Genomic DNA, 11,529 nt, shown 5'->3' on the forward strand with positions numbered 1-11,529 from the left:
CCAGCGGCTGGCCGGGCTCAGCGCTATTTCTCTTCCTGTTGATGATCGCTGATAGCCTGCGCCGCACAGATCAGCGCCAGATGGCTTAACCCCTGAGGCATATTGCCGACCCACTCGCCGGTGCGGGTATCGAACATTTCATTGAAGGTTTCGACATTGCCGCGATGACATAGCGTTTCAAGAATTTCATCCATGTTCTTTTCGGCCTGCTCCGGTTCGCCCATCGAGGCCCAGGCCTCCGCCAGCCAGAAGGCGCAGGCGATAAAGGTGCTCTCCTCCTGCTCAACCCCGCTGTAGCGGTAGATCATCGCGCTGTTATGACCCAGCTCGCGTTGGATGGCCTGATAGGTCAGCTTCATGCGTTTCGGGTTCACTTTCACACCGTAGCGCGACACCAGGGTGAGCGACGCATCCAGCAGCCCGCCGTCCCCGTCGTAAAAACAGTAGGACTGATGGGTCTCCGACCAGCAGTGCTCTTCAATCCAGTCGCGGATGCGGTCCCGCTCCCGGGCCCAGCGCGCTTTCCATGTAGGTTCGATATGGTTGGTCTCGGCCAGCACCACGGCGCAGTCCAGCGCCAGCCAGCAGGCCATTTTTGAGTGGGTGTAATGCCGCTCTTCCGGCAGCTCCCAGATCCCGGAGTCCTTCATGCGCCAGCGGTCGGCGCACTGGTTGGCAAGATGCCCCAGGAAGCGCGAGGTGCCGATATCCAGAATATGCCCCGCCTCGACGAACAGTTTCGCCACGCCAAGCATATCGCCATACATGCTCAGCTGGCGCTGGTTGCGGGCGTTATTGCCGAGGCGTACCGGCTGCGAATCCCGGTAGCCCTGCAGTTCGGGGTAGGTCTCTTCCGGCACCAGTTCGCCGTCGAGGGTGTAGCAGGCCCGCATCTCCGGGCCGTGTTTAATGATGGTTTTCGACAGCCAGGAGAAGGCCGCTTTACACTCTTCAAGGGTGCCCAGATAGGTAAAGGCTTTGATGATCAGGCAGGCATCGCGCACCCAGGCAAAGCGGTAATCATAGTTTTTGCTGCCGCCGGGCCCCTCCGGCAGTGAGGTGGTGGCGGCTGCCGCCAGCGCGCCGGTGGGGGAGTACCAGAGGAACTTCAGCGCCAGCGCGGAGCGGATAACGTGATCTTTATAGAGGCCGTCGTATTTCAGCCCCTTCACCCAGTCCTGCCAGGCGGTGTGGCTGGTTTCAATGCGGTTATCAATCGCCTGAATGTCCGGTACCGCCAGCGGCTCATCCAGGGTCACCAGCAGCGCGACAATCTCCCGGCTCCCTTTCTTCAGGACGATCTCCGCCTCGATCTCTTCATCATCGGCACGGGTAATGACCACGTTTTCGCTGGTGTGGAGCATCGCCATCAGGTCGCCGATATGGTAAACGCTGCCCTTGTCGGTATCGGAGCGCCAGGGCGATCGCGTTTCGATCATCGTTCCGAACCGCAGTTGAAGTCTGAACGTCACGGTGCCGCGCACCCCTTCCATACGGCGGGCCAGCTCGCTCCAGGGCAGACGGCCTGCCAGTGTGCTGTTGATGGATTCGGTTAACAGCGCCGTGCCGTCTTTCGTTTCAAAGCGGGTTTCCAGGATGTTGCTGTCCTCGCGATAGGCGCGGGAGACGGTGTATTCACTCGCCGGCGTCAGGCTGAAAAAACCGCCGATGCCAGGGTCCAGCAAGCGGTCAAAAAGGGGCGGGGAATCGAGGTTGGGTGCGCCCCACCAGTCGATCGAACCATCCGGGGCGATGAGCGCCACCGAGCGCCCTTCACCGATAGCGGCGTAGTCTCCAAGGCCAACGAACCCGTTATCGCGCAAAGGCATGTCGTATTTCGCATTTTTCAAATGAGTGATCCCTTTTCTTTGATGAATATAAAGCCTGGCATAATGTGACGGTTATCGCGCTTTCAGGGGGGATATGATGGGAGAAAATCCTGGCACCATCGGCTCCCTCTCCATTCAGGGAGAGGGCTGGGGTGAGGGGGAATATGCCGCACAGATGCTTTTTTCTTACTCGCCGCACACACTCGTTTAACAAAGCCAATCTGCCGAAATTACATATATCAATGGCGCGTCAATAGAACGCGTAAGTTTCGCGATATGCCCGCTGGTCGGATATGTTGGGCAGGGGGGCAGTCATAACATCCAGGACTGTTCCTCCCCAACCTAAGAAAATTATGAAAAAGTTAATGATGATAGCGTTCGTCGCGGTTGCTCTGTCCGGCTGCGCCCAACAAACTTTCAGGATCAACAGCGGGGTGGCTGAAAAGCCCACTCAGGAAACAAAACAATCCTTCTTTGTTAATGGTATTGGTCAGTCTAAGACGATTGATGCGGCGCAGGTTTGCGGCGGCGCGGATAAAGTTATTCGTACCGAAGTGCAGGAATCCGGCACGGATGTATTATTACGTGTCGTAACGCTGGGTATTTATACCCCTCGTGAAGCGCGGGTCTATTGCGCTAAATAAATATAATGGCGGGCATTTAATAATGCCCGCCATTATTTATTAGCGCCTGGAATCGATTTATTTACGCGTAAACTGTTGCTCTGTAATGGTGCTGCCCCACTGATCGCCTTGCCACTCTTTCGATAATACAAAGCCGAAGGACTCATACAACCGCCGTGCCGCCGTCAGCTTATTAAAGGTCCACAGCTGAACCGCAGAGAACTCCCTCTCATCGCAAAACTTCATCGCTTCAGCAATCAGCTTTCTGCCCACGCCGCCACCGCGACAACCGTCATCCAGGATAAACCAGCGCAAATGCGCCTCGTTGTTTCCGAGATCTTCGCCGTCAATGGCGACTGAGCCAACGATGCGTCCGTTCTGCATCGCCAGCCAGATTTGATTGGTCGCATTGTCCAGACGCCCCGAAAAATCCGCTAAGCCAGCGGCGACCTTCGCCTCAAAAAAAGAGCCAAAGTGATGCTCTCTCGCGTAATAGCTGCCGTGCATCTCCGTGATGCGGCCAATCATGCCTGGATGATAGCCAGAGACAATGGTTACCGCGCTTTTTTCTGGCAGATCAACATCATCCCTGCAGGCTTTGAGGGCGCTGGCATAGACGCTCAGGCCCTGTGATACGACGCGCTGCTGGCTGGCGTCCATTTTTTGCAGGGCGGAAATGACGCGTTCGTTACCGTAGGCATTAATTCTGCGCACCGTTTCTCTGCCCTGAGGGCTCAGGCTAAGCTGCTTGATTCTGGCATCTTCCGGGGAGGCGCTCTCTTCCAGCTCTCCGGCCTTGATCAGTTTGGCGAGCATGCGGCTGACGCTGGATTTCTCCAGTCCCAGGATCTGCACCAGTTGGGCGGCAGTCAGGGAGCCCCTGGCTTCCATCTCAAGCAGGGTATGCACGACGGAAGGGGAGTAGTCCGTTGCCGCAAGGGTGTGGTTCATAAAGCCGAGTTCCCGCACCATCAGACGCGACGAGATACGGATCTCTTCAACAATCGACGAATCAGTCATTATTAGGTTAGCCTGTGAAAGATAGTTGTACTATACAACCATCTTTCACGCATTGCTGTCAATCAGGAAGCGAAACGCCAGGCGACAAGCATCAGCACCGCGACGTTAAGCACCACGCTAACCATAAAATAGGTTTTGAACGGCTGCTTCTGGGTTTTATGACGAAACAGCTGCTGGCCAAAGATAGCGCCTGGCCATCCCCCGACAAACCCGCATATCAGCAGGGTCGATTCCGGGACTCTGCGCCAGGCTTTGCGGGCCGCCAGTTTGTCGGCACCGTAGATCAAAAACGTCAGCGCGCTGGCGAGCAGAAACCACATCGCCAGAGAATGAGGCAACAGGGCGCTGCCCGCGGCGGCAAGGGCGAGAAGGAAATAACAGAGGACATTGAGCATGGTAGGCGGTATCAGTTATCAATCCGGAAGGGCGATGATACGCGATCCTTGCGGGAGTGTAACCGGGCTAGCCGGTTAACCTTTTGGCAAAACAGATGGCCTCGTCGCGCCCGATATAGGGGCCATAGTTTTCTCTCTGCACATAGCCATGCTTCAGATAGAACTGCACCGCGCGAGCGTTGATTTTACGCGTCTCAAGCCACAGCTCGCGGTAGCCCATGCCCCGGGCTGCCTCTTCAAGCCAGGCGAGTAGCGCCGCCCCAGTGCCCGGGCAACTCCGGTCAGAGAACATGCGTTTGAGTTCGGCAGTGGTCTCAGTCAACGGGCGGAATGCACCACAGCCTATGGGCTGATTATTTTCATCTTTCGCTATCACCCACATCGCCCGCGCCCCGGAGACATCCTGCGGGTCGAAGTGGCTTTTGCCACTGTCGCCGGTTATAGCGGCAAGCTCTGAGGAAAGTTGATCGATGAGCGTCTGAGAGTCGGTTGAGATTGGGCTGGATTTTTCGATGGTTATCATTTTGACTGGGGCTGAAATTCGGTTTGGATGCCAGTATAAGTCATTGTAAAACCGGCTTATCATACGCAAACGTTATGATGCTACAGCGCGAAGATGGAAGAAGCACCCGCCGGCGACGGGAGCTTCTTTGAGCTCTGTCAGATATTCGCCCCCGGTGGCTGATTCCCCGCCTCCAGCATCCCGAAACTCACAATCCTTGAACGCCCCAGCTCTTTCGCGCGGTACAGCGCCACGTCGGCGGCGCGCAGCAGGTTTTCGCCCTGAGCGTGCTGCGGATAGCTGGCAATGCCAATCGACACATCCACCGGGCCGATCTCCGACAGCTCATAGCGCAGCGCCAGGCCGTGCACGGCGGTATGGATTTCGCTGGCAGTGGCAAACGCCGCCGCTTCATCCGCGCCCGGCAGCAGGGCCAGAAACTCCTCGCCGCCATAGCGGAACGCCATGCCCTTGTCGCTGACCGCGCGCTGGACAATTGCCGCCACACCCTTAATCACCTGGTCGCCCGCTTCGTGCCCCAGCCTGTCGTTGATGGCTTTGAAGTGGTCGATGTCGATCATCAGGCAGCTTACCGGGTTCCCGCTGTGCAGCGCCTGGTTCATCTGGGTGCGCAGGGCATCTTCCAGATGATGGCGGTTGCGCAGCCCGGTCAGAGGATCGAACAGCGCTTTTTCCAGCAGGGCATCGCGCAGACGCTGGTTAGCCAGCGCCAGACCAAGCGCTTCAGCCATCAGCTCCAGATAGGCGCGGGAAGGGGCCATCGCCGGAGTAAGGTTCTGGAAGGAGAGCAGGCCGATGGCTTCGCCCTGGGCAATCAGCGGCACGCAAAGGGCGTGATGGGCGCAGCTGTCCGGCAGGTGATAGCAGGCGATATCCGGCTCGCCGTTGACCGGCGGATGGCTCTGACCGCGACGCACCGCCCAGCACTGGTCCGGATGGAACGGATCGGGCTCGCCCTGCGGGTTGAGCCACTCGGCGGCGCAGCGCATCTGCCACGGTTCGTGTTCGAGCAGATAGAGGCGCCCGGCGATCCCCGGCGCAATGCTGGGGGCGAACAGCCGCGCGACGTTCAGCACGTCCTCGACGGATTCGCACCCCTGCAGGCGCTGCGTCATGCGCGCCAGCAGTTCGCGGATCGCCCAGTCGGCGTCGCGCTCCTTCTCAAGCCGCTGCCGCACCAGGCCGTTTTCACGAAAGATGCGGATCGCCTGGGCCATGTCGCCAATTTCGTCGATCTGACGGTAATCCGGGGCTTCGACGGCATAATCCTGGGAAGCCAGCCGGTTGACCACGTCGCTCAGGCGCACCACCGGGCGCAGCACCCGGCGCTTAAGGATAAAGCCCAGCACAAACAGGAACATCAGCGCGGTGAGGCCGACCATCACCTCGGAGAGGGTGCGCAGCGCGTGGGATTTTGCCGTGGCATCCTCAATGGCCGCGTCGGTGCGGCGGTCCAGCATCTGGCGAAAATGGTCGAGCTGATTTTGCACCTGCTCCAGTTCGCTCTCGTAACGCTCGCCATAGAGCCGTTCAATGGCCTGCGCCTGCTGCCCGCTATTGACGCTGGCGATGGCGCGCTGCTGTTCATCCTGCAGGGCATCGGCCACGCTTAGCCCTTCGTGCAGCAGGGCCAGCTCTTCATCGCTGGCCCCCGCGTCTTTAAGCTTTTGCAGGCGATGCTCGACGCCGACCATGGAGGCCGCTTTCTGGCGATACTCGTCGGCCACCGCGGGCGTCTGTTTGATGACATACAGCCGCGCCAGATCCGAGAGCGCCCAGGCGTCCACCTCAACTTCTTCGGTCAGTTGATCGAAGACGTAGCGCTGTTCTACGGCCTGTCGCTCCACCTTTTCAGCGCTGGAAGCCATTAACATGGCTATCCCTGAAGCGATGGTCAGACAGACCGTGGCACCGTATGCCCAGTTAGTGATAGTGGCGATACGCAAGTCTTATTCCTTTTTCATAAATCAGGCGAATTTTTGCCTTCTTCGATAATGGCGTCATCTATTTCTTCGGCATTACCGGCATGATCGCGCCCCGAGAGCAGATTCCAGCAGGCGATAAACAGGGCGGCGATCAACGGGCCAATCACAAAGCCATTGATACCGTAAATCTCCATCCCGCCCAGGGTGGTGATGAGGATGAGATAGTCGGGCATTTTGGTGTCTTTACCCACCAGCAGCGGACGCAGAATGTTATCCACCAGGCCGACGATCAGCACAAAGAACCCGACGATAAACAGGCCCTGCCAGATTTGCTGTGTGGCGAAGAGGAAGATGGCCGCGGGCACCCAGATGATGGCCGAACCCACCGCCGGGATGAGGGACAGGAACGCCATCAGCGCGCCCCACAAAATGCTGCCGTTGATACCGACTATCCAGAAGGCGATCCCGCCCAGCAAACCCTGGACCAGGGCCACCACGGCCGTGCCTTTTACCGTCGCTCTGGCGACCCCGGCAAACTTGGCAAACAGATGCTGTTTGGCGAAATTCGACAGCGGCAGGCTGTTGAGGATCTGGCGCACCAGCCAGGGGCCATCTTTCAGCAGGAAGAACAGCAGATAGACCATCACGCCAAAGCTGATGGCGAAGCCAAAGGTGCCCTTACCAATCAGGAAGGCGCTGCCGGCCAGGTATTGTCCGCCTCTTAACGCTGCTTCAGAGAGCTTCTGCTGGATCTGCGCCGCGGTATCGAGATCGTGCTCGATCATCAGGGTGCGCAGCCAGTGGGGCAGATGGGCGAAGAGGCTCGCCACCACGGTGGAAAACTGGGTGTCGTTCTGCTGCAGGCGCGTATAAACGATATTGAGTTCAAAGGCTAATGAGGAAAAGATCACCATCAGCGGAATAAAAACAATCAGGCAGATCAGCAGCACGCTGAGCAGCGCCGCCAGCCCGTTGCGATCCCCCAGCCTGATACGCAGCGCGTTTTTAACCGGGTAGAAAATCACCGCCAGGATAGCGGCCCACAGGATCGCCGAGAAGTAGGGCGACAGCACATCAAAAAACGCCCAGGTAACCAACAGGAGAATAAGTATGAAGAAACCCTTGGTCAGTCCGTTAAATCGCATTGGATCATCCTTTTTTATATAAACACTACGACTATAGGATGTTTTATATGATTTAACATTCTCATGATTGCGTGCGGCCTGTTGCCGGGTGGCGGCGATGCCTTACCCGGCCTACGTTTCGTGGTTTTGTAGGCCCGTGCAAGCGGAGCGCCGCCGGGCGCTGCGCACTTCCCCTAATGAGTTCGCCCTGTTGCCGGGTGGCGGCGATGCCTTACCCGGCCTACGTTTCGTGGTTTTGTAGGCCCGTGCAAGCGGAGCGCCGCCGGGCGCCGCGCACTCCCCCTAAAGTTTAGCGGCCCAAAACAGATCCCACTTTCGTCTGACCGACGGAGGATGCGGGGCGGTACATGCTGTAAGTATCGGCTTGCAGGAGGTATCAGATGGCATGGCGACCCTTTCTCTACGTCATTTATACGGTTCATCCCCGCCTGAGCGCCCGTCGAGGATGTCTTCGTCTGGTGCATGGCTAGCAATTTGTTAACAATCGCGGTATAAAAACACCTTCTTTTGGATGTTTAGATGTCCATACGTATAGAAGGTGATATGCAAACACAACAAAATGGGCAGCTTCAGCGCACCATGAAGACTCGCCACTTAATCATGCTGTCGCTCGGCGGCGTGATTGGCACAGGGCTGTTTTTTAATACGGGTTACATCATTTCAACCACCGGGGCGGCGGGCACGCTGCTGGCCTATCTGATCGGCGCGCTGGTGGTCTGGCTGGTGATGCAGTGTCTCGGCGAACTCTCCGTGGCGATGCCGGAAACCGGCGCCTTTCACGTCTATGCCGCGCGCTATCTTGGCCCGGCAACCGGCTATACCGTGGCGTGGCTCTACTGGCTCACCTGGACGGTGGCGCTCGGGTCGAGCTTTACCGCCGCCGGGTTCTGCATGCAGTACTGGTTCCCGCAGGTGCCGGTCTGGGTGTGGTGCGTGGTCTTCTGCGCGGTGATCTTCGCCCTCAACGTCATCTCGACCCGCTTCTTCGCCGAAGGGGAGTTCTGGTTCTCGCTGGTGAAAGTGATCACCATCATCGCCTTTATTATTCTGGGCGGAGCGGCCATCTTTGGCTTTATCCCGATGCAGGACGGTTCTCCCGCGCCGGGGCTCAGCAACATCACCGCCGAAGGCTGGTTCCCGCACGGCGGCCTGCCGATCCTGATGACCATGGTGGCGGTTAACTTTGCTTTCTCCGGCACCGAGCTTATCGGCATTGCCGCCGGGGAGACCGAGAACCCGCACAAGGTGATTCCGGTCGCCATTCGCACCACCATTGCCCGCCTGATTATCTTCTTTATCGGCACCGTGTTTGTGCTGGCGGCGCTGATCCCGATGCAGCAGGCCGGGGTGGAGAAAAGCCCGTTCGTGCTGGTGTTTGAGAAGGTCGGCATTCCGTATGCCGCGGATATCGTCAACTTTGTCATCCTGACGGCGATCCTCTCGGCGGCCAACTCCGGGCTCTACGCCTCCGGACGCATGCTGTGGTCGCTGTCGAACGAGAAAACCCTGCCGCGCTGCTTTGCCAGGGTGAACAAAAACGGCGTGCCGCTCACCGCGCTGTCGGTGTCGATGCTCGGCGGCGTGCTGGCGCTCTTCTCAAGCGTGGTGGCCCCGGACACGGTGTTTGTCGCGCTGTCTGCCATTTCCGGCTTTGCGGTGGTGGCGGTGTGGATCAGCATCTGCGCCTCGCACTTTGTCTTCCGCCGCCGTCATCTGCAGGCGGGCAAACCCTTGAGCGCGTTGCAGTATCGCGCCCCGTGGTATCCGCTGGTGCCGGTGCTGGGCTTTATCCTCTGCCTGGTGGCCTGCGTCGGCCTGGCGTTTGACCCTAGCCAGCGCATTGCCCTTTACTGTGGGTTGCCGTTTGTGGCGCTCTGCTATGGGGCGTACTACCTTACCCAAAATCTGAAAACCCAGGAGCCTGAACATGTCGCAGAATAATCCGCTTACCGCCATCCTTGAGTCCCAGCCGTTTGTGGTGCTGGACGGGGCGATGGCAACGGAACTGGAAGCGCGCGGCTGCAACCTGGCCGACAGCCTGTGGTCGGCGAAGGTTTTAATGGAGAATCCGGAGCTGATCCGCGACGTGCATCTCGACTACTTCCGCGCCGGGGCGCAGGTGGCGATCACCGCCAGCTACCAGGCCACGCCGGACGGCTTTGCCGCCCGCGGGCTGGACGAGGCGCAGTCCCGGGCGCTGATTAGCAAAAGCGTTGAGCTGGCACGCAAGGCGCGAGAGGCGTATCTGGCGGAAAACCCGCAGGCGGGCGCGCTACTGGTGGCCGGGTCCGTCGGGCCGTACGGCGCGTTCCTGGCCGACGGATCGGAATATCGCGGCGACTACGTGCGTAGCGCAGAGGAGTTCAGCGCCTTTCACCGCCCGCGCGTAGAGGCGTTGCTGGATGCCGGAGCTGACCTGCTGGCCTGCGAAACCCTGCCATCGTTTGCGGAAATAAAAGCCCTGGCGGCGTTGCTGACGGACTATCCCCGCGCCCGGGCGTGGTTCTCGTTTACGCTTCGCGACAGCGAACACCTGAGCGACGGCACGCCGCTGCGCGAGGTGGTGTCGGTGCTGGCGAACTCACCGCAGGTGATTGCCCTGGGCATTAACTGCATCGCGCTGGAGAACACCACCGCCGCGCTGCAGCATCTGCAAAGCCTGACCGCGCTGCCGCTGGTGGTCTACCCGAACTCGGGGGAGCATTACGACGCGACGACCAAAACCTGGCACCACCACGGCGAGGCGTGCGAGACGCTGGCGGGGTATCTGCCGCAGTGGCTGGCGGCAGGGGCGAAACTGATTGGCGGATGCTGTCGGACGACGCCGAAGGACATTGCGGATCTGCACGCCCAAAGGTAACCGTGTTTTTCCCCTCGCCCCTTTGGGGAGAGGGTCAGGGTGAGGGGAACAGGCCGCACCGCTGTAACCATTGCCGGGTGGCGCTACGCTTACCCGGCCTACGGTTCGTGCCGTTCGTAGGCCCGGCAAGCGTAGCGCCGCCGGGCGATGGTGCTTTTACCTATGCCACATCCGCCAGTACAAACATCCCGTACGGGTGGATCTCCAGGAAATACTCCTCCCCCACATCCGGCTGCAGTCTTGTCGCGTTCACCTGCAGCAAAATCTCTTGCCCGTGCCACTCCACAATCACCTCGTACTGCGGGCCCATGTAGGCGACGTGGCGGATCACGCAGCGCTGGCTGGCCTCGCCGTGCTGGCTTAAGGTGATCGCCTCCGGGCGCACCCCGACGGTGCCCGCGCCCATGGCAGCAAAGTGCAGCGGGCGGGGCAGGCGATAGCCGTGGATCGCCACGTAGTCCTGGGTGAAGCTCGCCGGGAACAGGTTGGCATCGCCCATAAAGCTCGCCATAAAGCGCGACGCGGGCTGGCGATAGAGATCCTGCGGGGAGCCAATCTGCATGATGTTGCCCTTGTTCATCACCAGCACCGTATCCGACACCGCAAAGGCCTCGCTCTGATCGTGGGTCACGTACAGAGAAGTAATGTTGAACTGCTTTTGCAGCTCGCGGATCTTATCCCGCATGCTCCGACGCAGGTTGGCATCAAGGTTACTTAACGGCTCATCGAACAGCAGCACTTTCGGCTTGAGGATCAGGGCGCGGGCCAGGGCCACGCGCTGCTGCTGGCCGCCGGAGATCTGGTCCACGTAGCGATCTTCAAAGCCCTCCAGATCCACCATCGCCAGCGCCTCTTTGACGCGGGCTTTGATCTCACTGCGCGACACGCCGAGCATCTTCAGGCCGTAGCCGACGTTCTCGCCCAGCGACATGTGCGGGAAGAGGGCGTAGGACTGAAACACCATGCAGATATCACGCTGCTGAATGGAGCGGTGGGTCACGTCCTCGCCGTCGATGAGGATCTGCCCGTCGGTGGGTTTCTCCAGCCCGGCCACCAGGCGCAGCACCGTGGTTTTACCGCAGCCGGACGGGCCAAGCAGGGTCACCATCTGCCCCTGGGGGATCGCCAGGTTGATGTTTTCAATCACCGTGTTCGCGCCAAAGCGCTTGGTCACGTTACGCAGTTCAACGAAATGTTTCTGAGTCATAG

At 59.3% G+C, this 11,529-nt stretch carries 10 protein-coding genes; 3 read left to right on the forward strand and 7 right to left on the reverse strand.

Annotated features, from left to right (window positions below):
* Nucleotides 1-23: 23 nt before the first annotated feature.
* The gene (locus tag ACOYA6_RS00430) at nucleotides 24-1,850 is read right to left on the reverse strand and encodes a glycoside hydrolase family 15 protein (protein WP_422653828.1); all 1,827 of its coding nucleotides are present in this window, start codon (nucleotides 1,848-1,850) and stop codon (nucleotides 24-26) included.
* 332 nt (nucleotides 1,851-2,182) lie between these two features.
* Between ACOYA6_RS00430 and ACOYA6_RS00435 the strand changes: the two genes are divergently transcribed.
* Nucleotides 2,183-2,473 carry a Bor family protein gene (locus ACOYA6_RS00435; protein ID WP_138370663.1) on the forward strand — a complete coding sequence of 97 codons (291 nt, stop codon included), beginning with the start codon at nucleotides 2,183-2,185 and terminating at the stop codon, nucleotides 2,471-2,473.
* A gap of 57 nt (nucleotides 2,474-2,530) precedes the next feature.
* Here the strand turns inward: ACOYA6_RS00435 and ACOYA6_RS00440 are convergent, their stop codons facing one another.
* The 5 genes from ACOYA6_RS00440 to ACOYA6_RS00460 all read right to left on the reverse strand — a co-directional run bounded on the left by ACOYA6_RS00440 (nucleotide 2,531) and on the right by ACOYA6_RS00460 (nucleotide 7,460).
* Nucleotides 2,531-3,472, reverse strand: coding sequence for a bifunctional helix-turn-helix transcriptional regulator/GNAT family N-acetyltransferase (locus tag ACOYA6_RS00440; RefSeq protein WP_039032449.1), 942 nt, complete (start codon nucleotides 3,470-3,472; stop codon nucleotides 2,531-2,533).
* Nucleotides 3,473-3,534: 62 nt separating this feature from the next.
* The gene (locus ACOYA6_RS00445; protein WP_422653829.1) at nucleotides 3,535-3,867 is read right to left on the reverse strand and encodes a DUF1294 domain-containing protein; all 333 of its coding nucleotides are present in this window, start codon (nucleotides 3,865-3,867) and stop codon (nucleotides 3,535-3,537) included.
* A 67-nt stretch (nucleotides 3,868-3,934) separates the two neighbouring features.
* Nucleotides 3,935-4,390, reverse strand: coding sequence for a GNAT family N-acetyltransferase (locus ACOYA6_RS00450; protein WP_422653830.1), 456 nt, complete (start codon nucleotides 4,388-4,390; stop codon nucleotides 3,935-3,937).
* 137 nt (nucleotides 4,391-4,527) lie between these two features.
* The gene (locus tag ACOYA6_RS00455) at nucleotides 4,528-6,336 is read right to left on the reverse strand and encodes a diguanylate cyclase (protein ID WP_422653831.1); all 1,809 of its coding nucleotides are present in this window, start codon (nucleotides 6,334-6,336) and stop codon (nucleotides 4,528-4,530) included.
* A 14-nt stretch (nucleotides 6,337-6,350) separates the two neighbouring features.
* The gene (locus ACOYA6_RS00460) at nucleotides 6,351-7,460 is read right to left on the reverse strand and encodes an AI-2E family transporter (RefSeq protein ID WP_422653832.1); all 1,110 of its coding nucleotides are present in this window, start codon (nucleotides 7,458-7,460) and stop codon (nucleotides 6,351-6,353) included.
* Between the two features lie 543 nt (nucleotides 7,461-8,003).
* Here ACOYA6_RS00460 and mmuP point away from each other — a divergent pair.
* Together mmuP and mmuM are read left to right on the forward strand one after the other, a co-directional pair.
* Complete coding sequence (gene mmuP, locus ACOYA6_RS00465; RefSeq protein ID WP_138370658.1) at nucleotides 8,004-9,401, forward strand: S-methylmethionine permease; 1,398 nt, start codon at nucleotides 8,004-8,006, stop codon at nucleotides 9,399-9,401.
* Entirely contained in the window at nucleotides 9,388-10,320 is a 933-nt protein-coding gene (gene mmuM, locus ACOYA6_RS00470; RefSeq protein ID WP_422653833.1) for a homocysteine S-methyltransferase, read from the forward strand. The genes mmuP and mmuM overlap by 14 nt, the downstream gene beginning before the upstream one ends.
* 160 nt (nucleotides 10,321-10,480) lie before the next feature.
* Here the strand turns inward: mmuM and fbpC are convergent, their stop codons facing one another.
* Complete coding sequence (gene fbpC / locus ACOYA6_RS00475; protein ID WP_138370656.1) at nucleotides 10,481-11,527, reverse strand: ferric ABC transporter ATP-binding protein; 1,047 nt, start codon at nucleotides 11,525-11,527, stop codon at nucleotides 10,481-10,483.
* Nucleotides 11,528-11,529: the final 2 nt, after the last annotated feature.

Source organism: Leclercia barmai (genome assembly GCF_049312895.1).
In the GTDB taxonomy this organism is placed as follows: domain Bacteria; phylum Pseudomonadota; class Gammaproteobacteria; order Enterobacterales; family Enterobacteriaceae; genus Enterobacter; species Enterobacter barmai.

Coding starts and splice junctions, on each gene's coding strand:
- mmuP (WP_138370658.1), top strand. CDS start 8,004: ATGCAAACACAACAAAATGGGCAGCTTCAGCGCACCATGAAGACTCGC.
- ACOYA6_RS00435 (WP_138370663.1), top strand. CDS start 2,183: ATGAAAAAGTTAATGATGATAGCGTTCGTCGCGGTTGCTCTGTCCGGC.
- ACOYA6_RS00460 (WP_422653832.1), bottom strand. CDS start 7,460: ATGCGATTTAACGGACTGACCAAGGGTTTCTTCATACTTATTCTCCTG.
- mmuM (WP_422653833.1), top strand. CDS start 9,388: ATGTCGCAGAATAATCCGCTTACCGCCATCCTTGAGTCCCAGCCGTTT.
- ACOYA6_RS00450 (WP_422653830.1), bottom strand. CDS start 4,390: ATGATAACCATCGAAAAATCCAGCCCAATCTCAACCGACTCTCAGACG.
- ACOYA6_RS00440 (WP_039032449.1), bottom strand. CDS start 3,472: ATGACTGATTCGTCGATTGTTGAAGAGATCCGTATCTCGTCGCGTCTG.
- fbpC (WP_138370656.1), bottom strand. CDS start 11,527: ATGACTCAGAAACATTTCGTTGAACTGCGTAACGTGACCAAGCGCTTT.
- ACOYA6_RS00445 (WP_422653829.1), bottom strand. CDS start 3,867: ATGCTCAATGTCCTCTGTTATTTCCTTCTCGCCCTTGCCGCCGCGGGC.